Source organism: Vibrio ziniensis (assembly GCF_011064285.1).
Taxonomy (GTDB): domain Bacteria; phylum Pseudomonadota; class Gammaproteobacteria; order Enterobacterales; family Vibrionaceae; genus Vibrio; species Vibrio ziniensis.
This window is the reverse complement of record NZ_CP049331.1, coordinates 2,796,113-2,814,885: the sequence shown is the minus strand read 5'-3', so window position 1 is coordinate 2,814,885 and position 18,773 is coordinate 2,796,113. Positions and strand designations below refer to the sequence as shown.

The following is an 18,773-nucleotide window of genomic DNA, read 5'->3' as shown; positions in this document are numbered from 1 at the left end:
ATGAAGATTGATGAATTATTAAAGCGGTTTTCCTTAAAGAAATCGAAACGACATGCAATTTATGCTGTTGTTCAACCCGATTCGATTTATTTTTCGTCATCGGAAGCTCTTACATTACCTGAGCATTATCCTTTGGCCAACCACACTTGGCCTCAAGCCTTAGTGAATGCATTGTTGACTGCCGGAGCTAAGGGGCTCGGTGTTCATATTGTGTTGCATGCTCAACTATTTCAGAGCTACCAAATTGATAAGCCAACGATTCCTCAGAGTGAATGGCCAAGCGCATTACCTTTCTTGCTAAAAGATCTCATCACTGAAAAATCATCGGAAGTGATTGCGGATGCTTATCCTCTGGAAGGGAGCAATAAAGCTCAAGCTTATGTGATTAACAAAAAGCTAATTATTGAAACCAGCACGCTACTCGCCAGTATTGGTTGCTCTCTCGAAAGCATTGTCCCAGAGCAGGAAGTTTGGGGAACAAGTAATGGCGAGCTGAAAAATTATTTATTGGTACAACGCAGTAAAGGTAGCCATTTTAAGCTTGATGCTTTTGTGAATGAGCGTTGTATCTTTCAGCGCACATTGCGCGGTGTTGTAGCGCCTATCACGGGCGTAGCAAGCACTGCCTTGCAACTGGATGGATTAGCTTTGGAACTGCAACGTTCCATTGACTATCTGTCGTCTCAGTTTAAAGGTACGTCACTTCATCAGCTAAAAGTGTGCTGTGATGAAGAAGATCACGCAGAGTTGGTTCAGGCTTTAGGCGAGCGTTTAAGTGTAAAAGTAACGCCGCTAGTCGATGGTCTTGAACAGCCTATTTCAGGACAAGTTTTAGCTCAGAAAGCACCGCAGACATCAGCCGATTCGATAAATTTTTATCAAGACCATTTAAAACCGAAAAAAGATTTACTGACGCTGTCGTCGATTGCTGTGGTTTGGGGCGCGTTTGCTGTGATCATGTTGTGCTTTTATGCATGGTTTCAGTTTCAAAGTATTCAACAGCAAAAGCAGCTTACCCAGACTAATCTGCAAAATACCGAATTGACTAGCCAACTGACTAACTTAAAACAGAGACAGGCAAAACACCTACCTTCTGCGGATAAAATTGCTGCTGCAGAGCGACTTAAGCAGCAAATTGCGTCACAACAAGCATCATTGGCTGCGATTGGTCAATATGATGAATCTTCGCAAGTTGGGTACTCTGGAGTTATGGATGGATTGGCCCAAATATCTCGCCGCGACATCAGTTTAAGTGAGATTGAAATTAAAGATGCGACGTTCGATTTAAAAGGTATTGCACGAGATGCCTCTGTGATACCAACGTGGATTGCTCAGTTTAAAGAACAAGTGAGTTTAACGGGGCGCAGTTTTGAGCAGCTAACCATTGGGCGTGATGAACAAGACATAGTGACGTTTGAGTTGAAGTCAAAACGAGGTGTGGAGAAATGAACGAACGCTGGCAAAACTGGAGTCAACAGTTCGCAGAAAGAGCGCCTCGAGAAAAGTGGCTGATTGCGTTATGTGGCGTGGTCGTGATTGTGCTGATGATGCAAACATTTTTGTTAGACCCGATATTGCAGCAGCATCAAGGTGATCAACAAAAGTTGCAATCACAGATGGCGGCGAATCAACGCATGCAGAGTGAGATTATTCTCTTACAACGCAGTTTAGCGAAAGACCCCGATGCTGAGATCTCGAAAGAGTTAGAGAAACTTCAAGAGAAGAGCCAAGAGCTTTCTATGGAACTCTCAAAAGTAATCAGTAATTTAGTGTCTCCATCTCAAATGGCTCAACTGCTACAAAGTGTATTAGACCATAGCGCTAAATTGAAGTTGGTCAGCTTAACTTCTCTGCCTTCTCGTCCAATAAATGAGACAGATGCTAATGCCCAGTATTTCCTACATCCGGTTCGGATGGAACTGACTGGCAGCTATTTTGCGATTAGAGATTATTTAAGGGCGCTTGAAAGTTTACCGGTTAAGTATTATTGGCGCAGTTTCCAATACCAAGTTGAAACTTATCCAAATGCTCAATTGGTATTAGAAGTCTATACGCTCGGGACACGCGAGGAATTTATCGGTGGCTAGTATGGTCAATAAAACAGGATGGTCACTAGGGCTTGCGCTGTTCGCTACGTTCGCCGTTGCGAGCCAGGAACAAGATCCAACCGCTCCACTAGGTTGGGCAAAGAAAGAACCAGTTCAAAAAGTGAGAAAAGTCCCTGTACCAGAGCTACAAAGCATTGTTTGTAAAAATAATTCTCAATGTTATGCAATTCTAAATGACAAAGTGGTAGAGAAAGGCAATAGCGTGTCGGGATACAAAGTTTCAAATGTCACGGCATCTCAGGTTGAACTTAAGCAAGGTAACAAAAGTTGGACACTTAAGTTGTTCTCTTTAGATGTTAAGAAATAAGGTTAAGAATCCGTATGCGTAATATGATAATCAGCGTTGTGATGGTGAGTTTAGTCGGCTGCTCAATGGGGCACCGTGATCCTGTAGAAGCCAAACAATCGCTGAATCAGGCTATTAATGAAGCAAATAGCCGCAACTTAGATACTCTTCCAGCGTCGGTAGAAGCGGATCTTATGCCTGATATCGATGGCACTGTGGTAGCGTCCGATCAGAATCTAAAGCGTTTTCGAATTCAGGCGAATGGTGTCCAAGCTAAAGCGTTTTTTGCTAGCTTAGTGAAAGGTACTGAGTACAGTGCTGCTATTCACCCAGCCGTAGAAGGAAAAGTGACGGTTAACTTGTCAGAAGTGACCTTAGATGAAGCGCTAGATGTGGTGCGTGATCTGTATGGCTACCAAATAGAAAAAGTGGGTAAAGTGATTCAAGTTTACCCCGCGGGTTTGCGTACCGTAACAATCCCTGTTGATTACCTGCAATTTAAGCGAAGTGGTCGCTCATTAACTTCTGTGACAACTGGAACAATGACGAGTACCAACTCAGAATCAAATAGCAGTTCATCGAGCAGTTCTAACGATAGTTCAAATGACAACAGTAAAACGACCACCACTTCTGGTGGTACAGAAATTGAGACGACCAGCGAAAGTGATTTCTGGCCACAGCTGCAATCGGCTGTCAGTCAGTTAATTGGTTCGGGACAAGGTCAAAGTGTGATTGTGACACCTCAGGCGAGCGTAATCACTGTACGCGCTTATCCTGACGAGATTCGTGAAGTTCGCCGTTTCTTGGGAATATCGCAACAGCGTATGCACCGCCAAGTGATCATGGAAGCGAAGATACTGGAAGTCACGTTAAGTGATGGCTACCAACAAGGGATTAACTGGACCAAGATGTTTACCTCGAACGGCACTACTTATCAGGTTGGTGTCGGTGATTCATCGGCAATTTCGACGCTGCCGGGACTCGATACTATTGCAACCTTGCTGGGGGGACAGACCAACATTGTTATGTCGAGCGGTAGCTTTGAATCTGTACTCAGCTTTATGTCAACTCAAGGCGATCTTAATGTCCTTTCGAGCCCTCGTGTGACAGCAACAAATAACCAAAAAGCAGTGATTAAAGTGGGGACGGACGCTTATTTTATTACCGCGTTATCAAGCGAAGCGGGAGACGGTGACAATGCGGAAGCCTCTACGGACGTCGAGCTAACGCCCTTTTTCTCGGGTATCTCTTTGGACGTAACACCACAAATTGATGATAAGGGACATGTGCTATTGCATGTACATCCAGCGGTTATCGAAGTTGAAGAAGAAACCAAAACCTTTACCTATAACAATAAAGAGTTTTCTCTACCGTTAGCAAAAAGCTCGATTCGTGAATCGGACTCAGTGATTCGCGCTAAAGATGGTGATGTGGTCGTGATCGGTGGTTTGATGAAAAGCAATACGTTAGATCAAACCTCTAAGGTTCCATTCTTAGGGGACCTTCCTCTGTTAGGTCATGCATTCCGCAACACGTCAAAAATGACACAGAAAACAGAATTGGTGATCTTGCTTAAGCCAACGGTTGTCGGTGTGAATACATGGCAAAAAGAATTGGAACGCTCACGTGGTTTACTGCAGGAGTGGTTCCCTGATTCTGAGTAATCATTATGTATTTACAACACTTTGGTTTTACTCAACAACCTTTTAATTTAACGCCTGATACCGCTTTGTTTCTGGGGCTCGACCCGCATTACGAAGCGATTCAAACCGTGAGCGCTGCGCTGCAAATGGGCGAAGGGGTGATTAAAGTCACTGGTGAGGTTGGTACCGGTAAAACCATGGTGTGTCGAATGCTTCTGACTCATCTCAAGGACTATGTACAGCTCATTTACCTGCCTAATCCGGCGTTGAGCGGAGATGATTTACGTGTCGCGATTGCGGCTGAGCTTAATCTCGATAATCGTTCACAGGTTGGCTTGGTTGAAGCGATTCAAACGCGCTTGATTGAGCACCATAACAGTGGAAAGCGAGTGGTGGCATTGCTTGATGAAGCGCAAGCGCTTTCAGATGACGCCCTCGAAGTGTTGCGATTATTTGGCAACTTAGAAACAGAACGAACCAAACTATTACAGTTAGTACTGATTGGCCAACCTGAACTTGACGAGCGGCTAGAGCAGTACCATTTAAGACAGTTTCGTCAACGAATCACATTTAATGCAAAGTTAAGAACTTTAGATTTGGCCGAAACGGTCGCCTATATAGATAACCGGCTTTCAAAATCGGGTTGTCAGGGAAGGTTATTTAGTTTGGCTCAGAAGAAAGCTATCTGGAAAGCGTGTTATGGCACTCCTCGTCTAATCAATCAGGTATGTCATAAGACTTTGTTACTTGCTTTTTATCAACAGACTCAGCAAGTAAAAAATCAACATTTGTATGCTGCTATCCATGATACGTTCGATACCTGTAAACCCAAACATAAAGTCCCAGTGATCTGGGGATGGAGTCATTGATGAGTGTTATGAACAAAGCGCTGGCCCAACTCGTTGATAAGCAGCCTTCATCACTTGAAGAGATAGAAAAAGCTCATGTTGAGCCGGTTAAATCACGTCCAGTTTGGGTATGGGTAGTCGCTGGCTTTGGTTTGAGTTTAGCGGTTGGTGGTTGGGCTGTTTCGCAACAAGCACCGCAAGTTGAGAGGGTGACGCTCGCAAATTCGCAAACTGTGGCTCAGCCAACAACGGCCACAACACGAGTTGAACCAGCACAACAGCTGCCATCTCCGACACAAAAATTGAACCAAGCGAATGTTGTGGTTTATCGCTCAACTCCTATTGAAAAAGCGCAACCAATAGTAGAGGTGCAACCAATAGTGGAGGCGGATGTAGATAACACAGCGGACACGGAGACGCCGATAGCGGTGCTACCTGAGCCTAGTCAACCAGCGGTCAGTAAACCGGCTGTTGTCAGTAAGCCTATCGTTGCACAGCCTATATTGCTTGCGAGCAACGCTTCATCGAAATCTGCAGCTCCAACAGCCGACAAGGTTTCTGGATCGACTGAAAGTTCAGTCGTGATTGAACAAATGGATATGAGTAAAGAGAAACTCGCTGAAAAAGCCATTTCTCGAGCGACTAAAGCAATGGACTCAAATGATTTCCAAAATGCTGTCACTGCTTATAGCGAAGCATTACGTTACACGCCTGAAAATGAGTCTGTACGCCAAAAACTGGCTGCTTTGTATTATGGCAAAGGTGAAGTTCGCAAAGCGTTTGATTTGATGCAACGAGGCATTGAACTCAACCCTGAGGGTGAAAGTTTAAGAATAGCACTGGCAAAACTGCTGATGAGAGAGCAGCAAACAGAGGCGGCTCTGACGCCACTCGCTTATTTGCCAGAGTCCGTCGGGGTGGAATATCTTTCATTACGTGCTGCGTTAGCGCAAAAAAGTAAACAGAATGAAATTGCTTTGGAAAGCTATCAGAAGCTTACAGAGAAAGATGCTAACAATGGTCGGTGGTGGCTTGGATTAGCGATTCAGCAAGAACGCTCATTTATGTTAGAAGAGGCCAAAACTTCGTATCAAAAAGCTTTAACGAAGGTGGGGGTATCGATTCAGTCTCAGGCCTTCATTCGTAATCGACTAGAAGTACTGAATCACCTCGAGGAGAATAACAATGCAAATTAGATTAAGAAAACGACTGGGGGACTTACTAGTCGAAGAAGGCATTGTTACTGACGAACAGATTGGGCAGGCGTTATCCGCCCAGAAAAATACCGGTCGTAAACTCGGTGATACCTTAATTGAGCTAGGATTTTTAACTGAACAACAGATGTTGAATTTCTTGTCTCAACAGCTGGCTATTCCTCTTATCGATTTAAGTCGTGCGACGGTAGATATGGATGCAGCGCAGCTTCTTTCGGAAGTTCATGCCCGCCGTCTGCGTGCATTAGTGATTGGTCGTAGTGGTGATACGTTACGAGTCGCCATGAGTGACCCTGCCGACTTATTTGCGCAGGAATCGTTGCTTAATCAGCTTCCTCAATACAGTTTTGAATTCGTTATCGCATCAGAAAAACAGCTGGTGGATGGTTTTGACCGTTATTACCGTCGAACGAAAGAAATTGCCTCGTTCGCTGAGCAGCTACAAGCAGAACACCAAGTTAAAGAAGCCTTTGATTTTGATATTGCTAATGACGACAGCGATGAGGTTACGGTTGTTAAGCTGATTAACTCGGTGTTTGAAGATGCTATTCAAGTTGGCGCATCTGATATTCACATCGAACCTGATTCCAACCTTTTACGTATTCGTCAACGTGTTGATGGCGTACTTCACGAAACCATTTTGAACGAGGTAGGGATTGCGTCCGCACTGGTTTCTCGCTTGAAACTGATGGCTAACCTCGATATTTCAGAAAAACGTTTACCACAAGATGGACGTTTTAATATCCGTGCTAAAGGTCAGTCAGTCGATATTCGTATGTCCACCATGCCAGTGCAATACGGTGAGTCAGTAGTTATGCGACTTTTGAATCAGTCTTCAGGTATTCGAGAGCTTGATAAATCAGGTATTCCTGACGAATTGTTGAAGCGTTTCCGACGTCAGCTTAAGCGCCCGCATGGTATGATTCTTGTAACTGGTCCAACAGGTTCTGGTAAAACAACGACTTTATATGGCGCTCTAAGTGAGCTAAACGAAGTCGGTAAAAAAATTATTACGGCGGAAGATCCGGTGGAATACCGTTTATCTCGTATTCAGCAAGTGCAAGTAAACTCGCGTATCGGGCTGGATTTTTCGTCTTTGTTGCGTACTTTCTTGCGTCAGGACCCAGACATCATCCTGATTGGTGAGATGCGTGACCAAGAGACGGTTGAGATCGGTCTAAGAGCTGCACTAACTGGTCACTTAGTTCTCAGTACATTGCACACAAACGATGCAGTAGAAACCGCTTTGCGTTTAATTGATATGGGCGCTCCTGGCTATTTGGTCGCGAGTGCCGTTCGTGCCGTTATTGCACAGCGATTAGTGCGAAAAGTATGCCCAGATTGTAAGACGCACGATGAACTGGATGAAGCGAAGAAACAATGGCTAACCGTGCGATTCCCGAATCAAGTGGACACCCAGTTCATGCGAGGTCGTGGCTGTCAAAACTGTAACCTTACGGGTTACCGAGGCCGTATCGGTGTTTTTGAAATGTTAGAACTGGAACATCACATGATGGATGCGTTGCGTTCTGACGATGCGATTGGTTTTGCCTCAGCAGCCCGAGCATCAGAAAACTATAAGCCATTGCTTGCGTCTGCTATGGAGTTGGCCATTCAAGGTGTCGTCAGTTTTGATGAAGTGATGGCATTGGGTGAAGGTGATACAGCTACGACAGCTGAGCCCATTTATCTGTAAGGAAAGGTATGCCAACGTATCAATATCAGGGGCGAAATTTAGATGGCAGTGCAACAAAAGGTAGCTTAGAAGCGCCGAATGAAGATGTTGCAGCTGAAACTCTGATTAATAAAGGCATTATTCCCACGGCGATTCGTGCGGGCAAATCGGGTGTGGGTAGCGCCACGATTGATTGGCGAGGACTGTTTGCGCCAGTGGTACCGCTGGAAGTCTTAGTTATTTTTTGTCGTCAGCTTTATAGCTTGACCAAAGCCGGCGTTCCTTTGCTTCGTTCGATGCGCGGTTTGGCTCAAAACTGTGAAAACAAGCAGTTAAAAGAGGCGTTGGAACAAATTTGTAGTGAAGTAACGAACGGTCGCAGCTTGTCAGCATCAATGCAACTGCATACAAAAGTATTCAGTTCGTTATTTGTCTCTATGGTACATGTGGGTGAGAACACAGGCCGTTTAGATCAAGCTTTACTGCAATTGGCTAACTATTACGAACAGGAAGTAGAAACACGCAAGCGGATTAAAACTGCGATGCGTTATCCCACTTTCGTTATTGGTTTTATTGTGCTGGCTTTGTTCATCTTGAACGTCAAGGTGATACCGCAATTTGCCACTATGTTTAGTCGATTTGGCGTGGATTTGCCTTTGCCGACAAGAATCTTGATTGGCATGTCTGATTTCTTTGTGAATTATTGGGCGCTGATGATAGTCGCCATGCTGGTGGCCTTTTTTGGTTTTCGTTCTTGGCTTGGAACGTCAAAAGGTCGAGAAAGTTGGGATAAATTTCGTTTAAAGATGCCGATTGTGGGGGGAATAGTCAATCGCGCTCAGTTATCTCGGTTTTCACGTACGTTTTCACTGATGTTGCATTCTGGTGTACCGCTGAATCAGTCTTTGGCATTGTCAGCAGAAGCTTTGGATAATAAATTTCTTGAGTCGCGTTTAATGGAAATGAAGGCGGCAATCGAAGCGGGTAGCAGTGTTTCTTCAACGGCAATCAATGCCAATATTTTTACCCCTTTGGTGATTCAGATGATTTCGGTTGGGGAAGAAACAGGTCGAATTGACGAGTTGTTACTTGAAGTCTCTGATTTTTATGACCGTGAAGTAGATTACGACTTAAAAACCTTAACCGCTCGTATTGAACCTATTTTGTTGGTGATTGTAGCGGGGATGGTGCTGATTTTGGCACTCGGTATCTTCTTACCGATGTGGAACATGATGGACGCAATGAAAGGCTAATGCCTGTCAAATAGTTGTCTTTTACGGTTTATTGACGAAGCGCAAGTGTTATTCAGTATAGAGATTGGTATAATCATTCCCCATAAAGATGAATAACTTACAATGGTTGATGGCGTCAATACTATGGGTAGGAAATCAGGTTTTTCTTTGCTTGAACTGGTGATTGTGGTTGTGATCATCGGAATACTCGCAGTTACGGCACTGCCGAAATTGCTAGGAAGTATTGACGATGCAAAGCAGGCCAGTATTCAAGCGATGGCGAGTGGCTTTGCATCTGGCGTGATGGCAGCTCGCACCCAATGGGAAGCTCAATCTCGCCCAACGGTGAGCATTGGTGGCGAAAAATACAATGTTGTCGAGTATGACGGCGTAGAATTTTGGTTAACCCGCTCGAAAACAAGCTCGGGTGTAAGTACAGGGTTGAGTGATGGTTATCCGATAGCACTGAAAAGTGGTGTTTTCCCTGATTCTGTTAGCGATCAAATGTGCATCGATTTAATGGAAAATTTGCTGCACAGCGCTCCGAATATGGGGACGGTGAGTCAGGCGAACAGTGATAGTTCAGTGCAATATTCCGCACAAACAGGTGGTACAAGTTGTATTTATACTCAGCAAGAGCACAACAGCGCTTATCAGTTTGTGTATGACATTAAAACCGGCCGTGTAGCGGTCACTTTAAATTAATCTTTAGTCTATTTAGTAAGAGAGATAATTCATGAAAAGACAAGGTGGTTTTACCCTTATCGAATTGGTAGTGGTAATCGTAATTCTAGGCATCCTTGCAGTTACCGCTGCACCACGTTTCTTAAATCTACAAAGTGATGCACGTGTTTCAGCTCTGCAAGGTCTGAAAGGTGCAATGGATGGTGCAGCTGGCATTGTCTATGGTAAGGCGGCGATTGCTGGTATTGAAACTAAAGAAGCTGCTTCAGATGTAAAAGTGGATAATATTACTACTGCTTTTGGCTACCCTACAGCAGATGCTGATGGCATTGGTAATGCGGTTGTTGGTTTATCTACTGATTGGGCTGTGTATGAAGATACGGCTTCTGGCGTTTACTATGCAACTTTCCCATCATCATCTTCTACTTCAAATACGTTAACAGCGGCTCCGACGTCATGCTACGTTAAATATACTGCCGCTACATCGAAGGATGTTGCTGACGCTGCTACAACTGAAGTTGTAGGTACTGCCGACGATTGTTAAGTTAAAAGCTTGACTAAGTCTTGATTCCAATGGCGCATACCTCAACGGTTCTGCGCCATTTCATCTATAATTTTAACCAGTTACTGCTTACTATCGCGAGCAAGCCAATGCAGAGAAACCAACAAGGATTTACGTTAGTTGAACTGATAGTGGTGATACTTCTGGTTTCGATTCTTTCTATTTATGCTGCCAGTCGCTTTTCTGGTACTTCCAGCATTTCTGCCTACACTGCCCGCGAGCAAATCATTTCCATTATTCGTCAAATCCAAATTGATCGAATGCAATCTAATGCGTCTGAATCGAAAAATATCTTAGCCATTACATCATCTTGCCTTGGTTCTGAATCTGCATGTACAGAATTAACGTCGTGCAGCAATGAAGAGTGTCGGGAAAATGTGGTGTCGAAACGTAGCGATATTTTCTATAACGCGGATGTGAATTTTACTGCCTCTTTTGCTTCACCGATAACTTTTGACCTTCGTGGTAACCCGAGTGGTGATGGGGTGATAAGCATTACATCTTCAGGCAGTGAAACCGAAGTGTGTATTAACGCACAAGGGTATATTGCTTCTGGAGACAGTTGCTGATGAAAAAAATCAAAGGCTTCACACTGGTTGAAAGCATTATGGCCATGGTGATTATGGGCTTTGCCATGGTGACCTTGGTCAGTTTTCTTTATCCGCAGATTGAACGCTCGGCAACGCCGCATTATCAAACTCGCGCCGCTAATCTGGGGCAAAGCTTGATGAGCCAAATTCTCGCCCGAGGTTTTGACGAAAAAAGTGATTTTGACGGGGGATTGATTCGTTGTGGTGAAGAGGGAACAAGTTGTACTGCTGCCAATAACTTAGGTCGGGATGGTAGCGAAGATCCTTCGCAGTTTAACGATGTCGATGATTATATTGGCTGTTGGTATGGTGAAAATAGCAATAACTGTGGTGAAGGCGGATATCCTTTAGCTGATATTTTTGGCAACAGCATAGCGAGTAAATATAAGAATTTTACCGCTGAGATTACTGTTGATTATGCCTATGACAACACGATGAAAAAGATAGAAATCACTATCACAGCTGGCCGTTATGGCGAATTTAGCTTTGTTGGTTACCGAGGTAACTACTAATGAAAGTGCGTGGTTTCACTCTGGTTGAAATGGTGCTGACCATGGTGGTGGGCTCGATTTTGATTCTTGGTATTGCAGGTTTTGTTGAATTAGGCAGTAAAGGATATTCCGATACCGTGGCTCGCCAACGTATACAGACTCAAGCCAAGTTTGTGCTAGAAAAAATGACTCGTGAAATCCGTCATGCGGTGCCTAATAGTTTTGCTGCCGAAGATGATTGCTTGTCATTTTATCCAATTGTTTATTCTGGGTTTTATTCGATTGATGAAACGGATAATAAGACATTGTCTTACATTGTGGGGAATTCATCGTTTAATGTGGGGGATGATCTAAAAATGATCATTAATCCAACCAATGTCGATGAATTTGAAGGAGACAATACCATTGATTTTTCTGCATCTCCGATCTCTCTTAGTTCTCCATTAGCTAGCCAGTCGATAGCTAACCGTTTTTATGTCTATAAAGAAAAAGTGGAATACTGTGTAGATACCTCATCTCAAAGCATTTCTCGCAATAGCATTCTAGTCGCTGATAGTGTCAGCTTTGGGGAATTTGCCTATGATGCCCCAACACAGCAAAGAGGTGGAGTGGTTCACTTATCATTGATTTTTAAGCAAAATGGCGAAGAGAGCGAGTTCGAAACTGACGTGCAGGTGCTCAATGTCCCATAGAATCAAAGTATTTCCGAACATCAAAAAACAGACAGGTAACCTGTATATCGTCGCGATTTTTGTCATCGTGGTGATGGGTTTTCTTGCTAATGCACTGGCTCGTATGGAGTGGTCGAATCAAGATGCGTTATCGAAAGATTTGCTTGGTACACGTGCTTGGTTTGCGGCGCATTCAGCAAATGAGTTAGCGCTTACTTATCTTTATCCTATCCGTGAAGATCTCGATGAAGCGAGTGTTGTTAAAACGACATGTGAGGACAATTGGAGTGATGTTGGTTCAGTTGCCGCTGACCTTGTAAAGGATAATTTTGCTGGCTGTTCTATTCGTTCTATGAGTTGTAATGAAATGGATCAATTAGATTCCCAACATGTTTATAAAGTAGAAACAGCGGTACAGTGTGGTAGCGGGCAGTTTCAAGTCGAGCGTCAGCAAGAAGTTTGGGTGAAGGAGTAAGCATGGCTAAGTTATTTCGTTGTCTGCCACTGTTACTTTTGCTCTTTGTTCAAGGGGTTTTTGCTGCCCAGTGTAAATTTCAAGGGCAGAAATATGCTGTTATTGAATTCAATGTTGTTGGCTCTCCGGGTGAATTTCAGTCTGTTACTTTGGAAGAAAGTGGGAGTGGCTACGATAAGAAATACCTTTGGTACACGGAACAAGCGTCCTCATCAAGTGATTATCTTTTCAACGAACCTTCATTGAAAAGTGGTGTTCCGTATAAAGTGAGGATCATCCGAGACCCTGGTAACAACATACCAACTAGCACTCGTTATTACCGTAGAAACTTAAATTTGGGCACGAATAGTTGGGTGCTGGTTGATGAAATGATGCTTGAGCTGAAGTCTGGCAATGTAACAGCATCAACGGCAATTGAGCAGTCAGCGTTAAGTTGTACTGAGGTTGAAGAAGAGGATATTGATGAATATATCCCACCAATTTTTGACCAATGTTCTTATTTTCCACAAGCTATTCAAAGCTGGAAAACTACGGGTACGGATTATGAGAGCTATGGTCCAAGTGTATTCAACGCTAATTCTACCGCTGAAAGCATTTCGGGTTGGTCTGAGAACTATGTTAAAGATAGCCGCAATATTTATAACTATGAGGCATGGGACGGTTCTAAAACCGCTCTGCGAATCGGTTTTGATACCACAAATAACACCAATACTTACGGCGCGTCTTGTGAGGGACTTGGTTGTGCCCCAGCATCTCTTAATGATGATGGTTTATATGAATCGCGAAAAGCAGAGCCCCCCGAACCTTTAAATGTCACATTTGATTCAACCCAAACTTTAGAGATTAAAGTTGACACTTATCAACCTGACTATGTTGCTAGCTGTTCAAGCAGTGGTTTATGTTCCTACCAAGATATGGGGAATACTGTTGAGGTGGTGATTCTCCAAAACTTAAAATCACTTACTGTTCAGGGATTAAGAGATGATAAAAAGGTTATTGTTCGGTTTGTATCAGGCATCAAAATTGAGAATTTGAATATATCCGGAAACAGTCGTGCCTATTTTAATGAAAGCTCAGGATATCTATTCTCAACAGCCTCTATTGGTGGTTGGGGTACTAGTACAGATATCTATTTAGAAAGCGATGTTTTTATTGGGGTAACTAGTAGTTTTAACGCTTCATCTGTTGTCTTCTCTACAGTAAGTGCAAGTAGTGGCGATTATATCAAGCCGACAATTTATGGTCCTGCGGCCAGCCTGTACATTAAAACCGATAGTGTGTTACAAGCTCATTTACTTGCCAAATCGATGAATTTCGATTCAGCGATAACGATTGAAGGGTCTATTACTGCTCATTTCTTGAATATGTGGGGAGGCGTTAATGTCATCGGTGATATGCAAGACTCTGACTGTTGGGAGGAGACTGAAGAAGAGTACACTCTCGTTCTTTCTCCAACAACCGATGTAGCTCTTATTTGTGAAGAACTTACGCCAACTCTTTCCGTCATGTCTAATGGCTCCATCGCCACGGATTTTAATGGTAGCGCTACTGTAACAATTGATGGGGTATCTCAAAGCGTTGATATCAACAATGGTGTAGTGAATCTCTCAGTATCCAGTGGTGGTCAAAGTCAGACCATTTCCGTTAGTGCGAGTTTAAATGGTTATTCCGATGTCGATTCGGTTAGCGGCAGCTATCAGTTCGTCCCTTATAAATTTGCGGTTGATGATCAGTATGTAATTGCCAATAAGTCTTTGTCTGTAACTGCAAAGACGCTTGCATGTAATAACGAAGGTAGTGTGGTCGATGTCGGTTACAGTGGTTCTCCAACAATTTCATCCTCATGGGTTGCTCCTGCATCAGGCGCCGTTGGAAATCTGAGTTACAGCCCGGTCTTTTCCGATGGACAATCGACAGATGACCTTATCTTAGAAGATTCAGGGCAAATGGAAATTACCTTGGAAGACAGTAGCTTTGATTGTAGTGAGTTAGAGAACTGCCCGTTTGAGGTTGATGAAACAACAGGGACTCAAGCGTTAAAAGGTAAATTTACTGTTTACTCCCGCCCTTGGACGTTTGCGATTTGTTCTTCGGGAAGCCCATCTTTAGATACCGCAACGGGTGATTCAAATGGTGGTAATGGCTTTATAGCTGCTGGGGAAACTTTCGCAGCGAAAGTTGTGCCTATTCGTTATATCGGGGATGGATCTATATCTGGGGAAATTGAGTCAGGTTCATTTTGCTCTGAGAGCATAACGTCTAACTTCTTTTCAGATAGCAGCTTAGCTAGCAACAACATTGTGCTCTCAAGTAGCGTTGCAACTCCTGTTCAATCTGATGATGTGGTGTTTCAAGTAGAGCAACCGCGAGTGAATACAGATAAAGAGTATTCGTTTACAGCTTTATCTTGGGAGGATGTCGGTAGTCTAAAAGTAATGGCTGCGACAGCAAATCATTCTGCGGTGAACTGTAGTTCTACACTATTAAATCTAGAAACTTGGTATGAATGTACTCAGCAGGGCTACCGCAATATTGGGCGCTTCTATCCTGCTTATTTTGTTATTACCGAATCGGATTGGTGGGTAAATAAAGATGATGCTGAAGTGACTGCGATGGAACCTTACACGCAGGACAATATCGCCTATCTATCCCAGGCATTTGGTTTAGCGAAATTTGAGGTTGTACCTTACTCTTTGAACGACAGTGTGATTAAAAACTACAGTCATTTCAAAGATAGCCTACAGGCTGGAATCTCTTTATTAGACGATGAGACGTTTGTTGAACGTTTAGAGGTAAATGTCACTGATGGCGAGTGGCAAGATAATTCAGCAGGAGAAAGCGGAACTCAAGGGAGCCGTTGGTATTTGGAAGATGATGAGGCTAAGTTCCTTCGCAACAATAACAATACAGTCAATTCCCATGGAAACCGAGAGACTACGGTTGATGGTCCATTTAACGTTAGTGATGATTCCTTATCTAAATATACGGGATTTGGTTTTATTGTCTCTGCAAATGTCTCTGAAAATCCCGATCCGATTGACAGCCGTAACCAAGATAATAGCGATTGCTTAAATAAGGCGGATACAGAAAGTGACTACTCACAACATTGTCATTTATCTTTTATTGAGCAACCTCAGGCTCGCTACGGGCGTATGGTGATGAGTGATGTAGGTGGTACGTCTACTCAGGAAAAAATCAATGTTCCACTTAAAGTTCAATACTGGGATGGCTTGCGCTTTGTGACCAATACGGACGATTCAGGGAGTCGTTATCATTCAGATAATGATTACGTATGTACGCAAAGTGTTTGGGTTGATGTGAATTATACGGGTGGTTCTGATAGTTCAAATGCTTCTCTAGTGCCTATAGATACAAACGTTGCTTCAGGTATTAGTACGGAGCTGTTTGCTAAACCGCATAATGCTGACAATAACAATTCTCGTCGAGAACAAATTCGTTATTGGTTAAGAATGGGGACTGATTCACCTCAGTATCAAGAATCGAAGCAATCGGGAAGTGGTATTCTTTGTGGAGAGCAATATATTGATCAACCTTGGCTACAATATAACTGGCGAGGCCTAGGTGATGAAGACCCTTCTGCCGTTGTGACTTTTGGTGTCTATCGAGGTAATGATCGGATTATTTTCCGTGGTGAGTCAGGTTTAATAGGGCAATAACCAACGTTTTTTCTTAACCCAAGTTAGGAAACTGTTAGAAAATGCGTGTTTGTGTCCATGTTTATGCGTCAATGCCTTGCTGTGACGGCAAGGCGTTGGTACATTTAGTACAATTTTTTATCTTCAATTCTTGCAGGATGAACGAAGAATATGTTCAAAAAACTTCGTGGCATGTTTTCAAACGACCTATCGATTGACTTAGGTACTGCCAACACTCTTATTTATGTTAAAGGTCAAGGCATTGTTCTTGACGAACCTTCAGTAGTTGCTATTCGCCAAGATAAAGGCCGTGGCGGAAAAACCGTAGCCGCTGTTGGCCATGCTGCGAAGCAAATGTTAGGCCGTACGCCGGGTAACATTTCTGCAATTCGTCCTATGAAAGATGGTGTGATTGCTGACTTCTACGTAACAGAAAAAATGCTACAGCATTTTATTCGTCAAGTTCACGATAACAGCTTCCTAAAACCGAGTCCTCGCGTACTTGTGTGTGTTCCATGTGGTTCTACTCAGGTTGAGCGTCGTGCTATTCGTGAATCTGCACTGGGTGCTGGTGCTCGTGAAGTTCACCTAATTGATGAGCCAATGGCAGCGGCAATCGGTGCTGGTTTGCGCGTTTCTGAACCAACGGGTTCAATGGTTGTTGATATCGGTGGTGGTACAACAGAAGTTGCCGTTATTTCTTTGAATGGTGTGGTTTACTCTTCTTCTGTTCGTATCGGTGGTGACCGTTTTGACGAAGCGATTATCAACTATGTTCGTCGTAATTACGGTAGCTTAATCGGTGAAGCAACTGCTGAGAAAATTAAGCATGAAATCGGCTCAGCTTACCCTGGCGATGAAGTCGGTGAAATTGAAGTTCGTGGTCGTAACCTTGCTGAAGGTGTTCCACGTAGCTTTACATTGAACTCAAATGAAATTCTAGAAGCACTGCAAGAACCTCTTACGGGTATTGTTTCTGCTGTGATGGTTGCACTTGAACAGTGTCCACCTGAACTGGCTTCTGATATCTCTGAAAACGGAATGGTTCTTACTGGTGGTGGTGCACTACTGAAAGATCTTGATCGTCTATTGACAGAAGAAACCGGCATTCCTGTCGTTATTGCTGAAGACCCACTTACTTGTGTGGCTCGTGGCGGCGGTAAAGCGTTAGAAATGATCGATATGCATGGCGGTGATCTGTTCAGCGATGAGTAATGGCTTATCTGGCACCTTATTATAAGGTGCCTTATACAAATCTAGGATTGTTATAAGATGAAGCCAATATTTGGTCGAGGACCATCTCTCCCACAACGACTGTTCTTTGCAGTTATGTTATCAGCCAGCCTTATGCTGGCTGATAGTCGTTTAGGAGCTTTCGTCAGTGTACGTTATTTGCTCAATAGTTTAGTAGCGCCGATTCAATATGCCGCTGATTTGCCGCGTACCATGTTCAATGATTTTTACTCGTTGTTCAGCACTCGCGAACAACTGATGACTGCAAATCAAGGCTATAAGCGCGAAGTGATGACACTAAAAAGCGACTTAACTCTGCTTGACCAATACCGTGAAGAAAACCAACGTCTACGCAAGTTATTAGGGTCTGAATTTGTCCGTGATGAAAAGAAAGTTGTTACAGAAGTCATGGCGGTTGATACATCACCTTACCGACATCAAGTGGTTATTGATAAAGGCCGAACCGATGGGGTTTACGAAGGTCAGCCAGTTATCAATGAAAAAGGTATTGTTGGGCAGGTGACATTTGTTGCCGCGCACAATAGCCGCGTATTACTGCTCATTGACCCGAACAACGCCATTCCTGTGCAGAACATTCGTAACGATATTCGCGTGATTGCTTCTGGTAACGGGCAAAGCGACGAAATTCAGTTGGAACACATTCCGACCAGTACTGATATTAATATTGGTGACATGCTGGTTACTTCTGGTCTTGGCGGTGTTTATCCTGAAGGGTATCCGGTGGCTTATATTACTGATGTCGATAAAGATACTCGCCGAGAGTTTGCATCAATTAAAGCAAAACCTGTCGTAGACTTTGATCGCTTACGTTATCTGTTATTAATTTGGCCAAATGAAGACCGCCAACAAAAAGTGTTGTTAGCTAACCCAGAAGATATTGAAGAGGGCACTGCAGATGGCCAGTAGTGATTGGAAAGGCCGATTTGTTATTTGGGGCTCTTTTTTCTTTGCCTTAATTTTTCAAACTATCCCATGGCCGGGTTCTCTCGACCTATTAAGACCTTCCTGGATTTTGCTAGTGACCTGTTACTGGGTTCTGGCGTTGCCTCATCGTGTGAACGTAGGTTCGGCTTTGATATTAGGTCTGATTTGGGATCTATTGCTTGGTTCTACTCTCGGTATCCGAGGCATGATGATGTCGATAGTGATTTATCTTGTCGCCATGAACTTTCTTGTTATGCGTAATATGGCACTTTGGCAACAAGCTTTTATGGTCGGATTGTTGGCGATGGCCCTTGAAGTACTTATTTTCTTTGGAGAATATCTCATTCAAGACGTCACATTTAACCCTTTATCTCTCTGGAGTGGGGTAATTAGCTGTATACTGTGGCCATGGATGTTTTTATTGTTACGCCGCGTTCGACGCCATTGGCATATAAAATAG

Annotated in this window: 18 protein-coding genes; all 18 read left to right on the top strand. The window is 43.5% G+C overall.

Translation table 11 applies throughout. From position 1 onward, the window contains the following. The 18 genes from G5S32_RS13005 to mreD all read left to right on the top strand — a co-directional run bounded on the left by G5S32_RS13005 (position 1) and on the right by mreD (position 18,773). Complete coding sequence (locus tag G5S32_RS13005) at positions 1-1,449, top strand: type IV pilus biogenesis protein PilM (RefSeq protein WP_165312389.1); 1,449 nt, start codon at positions 1-3, stop codon at positions 1,447-1,449. Further along, complete coding sequence (gene gspM, locus G5S32_RS13000) at positions 1,446-2,087, top strand: type II secretion system protein GspM (RefSeq protein ID WP_165312388.1); 642 nt, start codon at positions 1,446-1,448, stop codon at positions 2,085-2,087. Before G5S32_RS13005 ends, gspM begins: the two co-directional genes overlap by 4 nt. Position 2,088: 1 nt before the next feature. Beyond that, positions 2,089-2,415 carry an MSHA biogenesis protein MshK gene (locus G5S32_RS12995; RefSeq protein ID WP_246201015.1) on the top strand — a complete coding sequence of 109 codons (327 nt, stop codon included), beginning with the start codon at positions 2,089-2,091 and terminating at the stop codon, positions 2,413-2,415. Between the two features lie 14 nt (positions 2,416-2,429). Further along, entirely contained in the window at positions 2,430-4,058 is a 1,629-nt protein-coding gene (mshL, locus tag G5S32_RS12990; RefSeq protein WP_165312387.1) for a pilus (MSHA type) biogenesis protein MshL, read from the top strand. Between the two features lie 5 nt (positions 4,059-4,063). After that, positions 4,064-4,906: an ExeA family protein gene (locus tag G5S32_RS12985; protein ID WP_165312386.1), complete on the top strand. Its 843-nt coding sequence runs from the start codon at positions 4,064-4,066 to the stop codon at positions 4,904-4,906. Continuing rightward, the gene (locus G5S32_RS12980; RefSeq protein ID WP_165312385.1) at positions 4,906-6,081 is read left to right on the top strand and encodes a tetratricopeptide repeat protein; all 1,176 of its coding nucleotides are present in this window, start codon (positions 4,906-4,908) and stop codon (positions 6,079-6,081) included. The genes G5S32_RS12985 and G5S32_RS12980 overlap by 1 nt, the downstream gene beginning before the upstream one ends. Continuing rightward, a complete protein-coding gene (locus G5S32_RS12975) occupies positions 6,071-7,795 on the top strand; it encodes a GspE/PulE family protein (RefSeq protein WP_165312384.1) in 1,725 nt (574 codons plus the stop codon). Before G5S32_RS12980 ends, G5S32_RS12975 begins: the two co-directional genes overlap by 11 nt. A gap of 8 nt (positions 7,796-7,803) precedes the next feature. Next, complete coding sequence (locus tag G5S32_RS12970; protein ID WP_165312383.1) at positions 7,804-9,027, top strand: type II secretion system F family protein; 1,224 nt, start codon at positions 7,804-7,806, stop codon at positions 9,025-9,027. Between the two features lie 123 nt (positions 9,028-9,150). Continuing rightward, positions 9,151-9,711, top strand: coding sequence for a prepilin-type N-terminal cleavage/methylation domain-containing protein (locus G5S32_RS12965; RefSeq protein ID WP_165312382.1), 561 nt, complete (start codon positions 9,151-9,153; stop codon positions 9,709-9,711). 31 nt (positions 9,712-9,742) lie between these two features. Then, positions 9,743-10,234 carry a type II secretion system protein gene (locus G5S32_RS12960; protein WP_165312381.1) on the top strand — a complete coding sequence of 164 codons (492 nt, stop codon included), beginning with the start codon at positions 9,743-9,745 and terminating at the stop codon, positions 10,232-10,234. A 29-nt stretch (positions 10,235-10,263) separates the two neighbouring features. Then, complete coding sequence (locus tag G5S32_RS12955; RefSeq protein ID WP_425509199.1) at positions 10,264-10,821, top strand: type II secretion system protein; 558 nt, start codon at positions 10,264-10,266, stop codon at positions 10,819-10,821. Continuing rightward, on the top strand, positions 10,821-11,354 hold the full coding sequence (locus tag G5S32_RS12950; protein ID WP_165312380.1) for a prepilin-type N-terminal cleavage/methylation domain-containing protein: 534 nt from the start codon (positions 10,821-10,823) through the stop codon (positions 11,352-11,354). Before G5S32_RS12955 ends, G5S32_RS12950 begins: the two co-directional genes overlap by 1 nt. Continuing rightward, complete coding sequence (locus G5S32_RS12945) at positions 11,354-12,025, top strand: PilW family protein (RefSeq protein WP_165312379.1); 672 nt, start codon at positions 11,354-11,356, stop codon at positions 12,023-12,025. Before G5S32_RS12950 ends, G5S32_RS12945 begins: the two co-directional genes overlap by 1 nt. After that, positions 12,015-12,479, top strand: coding sequence for an MSHA biogenesis protein MshP (locus tag G5S32_RS12940; RefSeq protein ID WP_165312378.1), 465 nt, complete (start codon positions 12,015-12,017; stop codon positions 12,477-12,479). Before G5S32_RS12945 ends, G5S32_RS12940 begins: the two co-directional genes overlap by 11 nt. Before the next feature lie 2 nt (positions 12,480-12,481). Further along, positions 12,482-16,156 (top strand): DUF6701 domain-containing protein, encoded by a 3,675-nt coding sequence (locus G5S32_RS12935; RefSeq protein WP_165312377.1) that lies wholly within the window; start codon positions 12,482-12,484, stop codon positions 16,154-16,156. Between the two features lie 150 nt (positions 16,157-16,306). Beyond that, positions 16,307-17,350 (top strand): rod shape-determining protein, encoded by a 1,044-nt coding sequence (locus G5S32_RS12930; RefSeq protein WP_165312376.1) that lies wholly within the window; start codon positions 16,307-16,309, stop codon positions 17,348-17,350. A 57-nt stretch (positions 17,351-17,407) separates the two neighbouring features. Continuing rightward, positions 17,408-18,295, top strand: coding sequence for a rod shape-determining protein MreC (mreC, locus tag G5S32_RS12925; RefSeq protein WP_165312375.1), 888 nt, complete (start codon positions 17,408-17,410; stop codon positions 18,293-18,295). Further along, positions 18,285-18,773: a rod shape-determining protein MreD gene (mreD, locus tag G5S32_RS12920; RefSeq protein WP_165312374.1), complete on the top strand. Its 489-nt coding sequence runs from the start codon at positions 18,285-18,287 to the stop codon at positions 18,771-18,773. Before mreC ends, mreD begins: the two co-directional genes overlap by 11 nt.

Coding starts and splice junctions, on each gene's coding strand:
- G5S32_RS12980 (WP_165312385.1), top strand. CDS start 4,906: ATGAGTGTTATGAACAAAGCGCTGGCCCAACTCGTTGATAAGCAGCCT.
- G5S32_RS12935 (WP_165312377.1), top strand. CDS start 12,482: ATGGCTAAGTTATTTCGTTGTCTGCCACTGTTACTTTTGCTCTTTGTT.
- G5S32_RS13005 (WP_165312389.1), top strand. CDS start 1: ATGAAGATTGATGAATTATTAAAGCGGTTTTCCTTAAAGAAATCGAAA.
- gspM (WP_165312388.1), top strand. CDS start 1,446: ATGAACGAACGCTGGCAAAACTGGAGTCAACAGTTCGCAGAAAGAGCG.
- G5S32_RS12970 (WP_165312383.1), top strand. CDS start 7,804: ATGCCAACGTATCAATATCAGGGGCGAAATTTAGATGGCAGTGCAACA.
- G5S32_RS12950 (WP_165312380.1), top strand. CDS start 10,821: ATGAAAAAAATCAAAGGCTTCACACTGGTTGAAAGCATTATGGCCATG.
- G5S32_RS12985 (WP_165312386.1), top strand. CDS start 4,064: ATGTATTTACAACACTTTGGTTTTACTCAACAACCTTTTAATTTAACG.
- G5S32_RS12940 (WP_165312378.1), top strand. CDS start 12,015: ATGTCCCATAGAATCAAAGTATTTCCGAACATCAAAAAACAGACAGGT.
- G5S32_RS12975 (WP_165312384.1), top strand. CDS start 6,071: ATGCAAATTAGATTAAGAAAACGACTGGGGGACTTACTAGTCGAAGAA.
- G5S32_RS12965 (WP_165312382.1), top strand. CDS start 9,151: ATGGGTAGGAAATCAGGTTTTTCTTTGCTTGAACTGGTGATTGTGGTT.
- G5S32_RS12945 (WP_165312379.1), top strand. CDS start 11,354: ATGAAAGTGCGTGGTTTCACTCTGGTTGAAATGGTGCTGACCATGGTG.
- mshL (WP_165312387.1), top strand. CDS start 2,430: ATGCGTAATATGATAATCAGCGTTGTGATGGTGAGTTTAGTCGGCTGC.
- G5S32_RS12995 (WP_246201015.1), top strand. CDS start 2,089: ATGGTCAATAAAACAGGATGGTCACTAGGGCTTGCGCTGTTCGCTACG.
- mreC (WP_165312375.1), top strand. CDS start 17,408: ATGAAGCCAATATTTGGTCGAGGACCATCTCTCCCACAACGACTGTTC.
- mreD (WP_165312374.1), top strand. CDS start 18,285: ATGGCCAGTAGTGATTGGAAAGGCCGATTTGTTATTTGGGGCTCTTTT.
- G5S32_RS12955 (WP_425509199.1), top strand. CDS start 10,264: ATGGCGCATACCTCAACGGTTCTGCGCCATTTCATCTATAATTTTAAC.
- G5S32_RS12960 (WP_165312381.1), top strand. CDS start 9,743: ATGAAAAGACAAGGTGGTTTTACCCTTATCGAATTGGTAGTGGTAATC.
- G5S32_RS12930 (WP_165312376.1), top strand. CDS start 16,307: ATGTTCAAAAAACTTCGTGGCATGTTTTCAAACGACCTATCGATTGAC.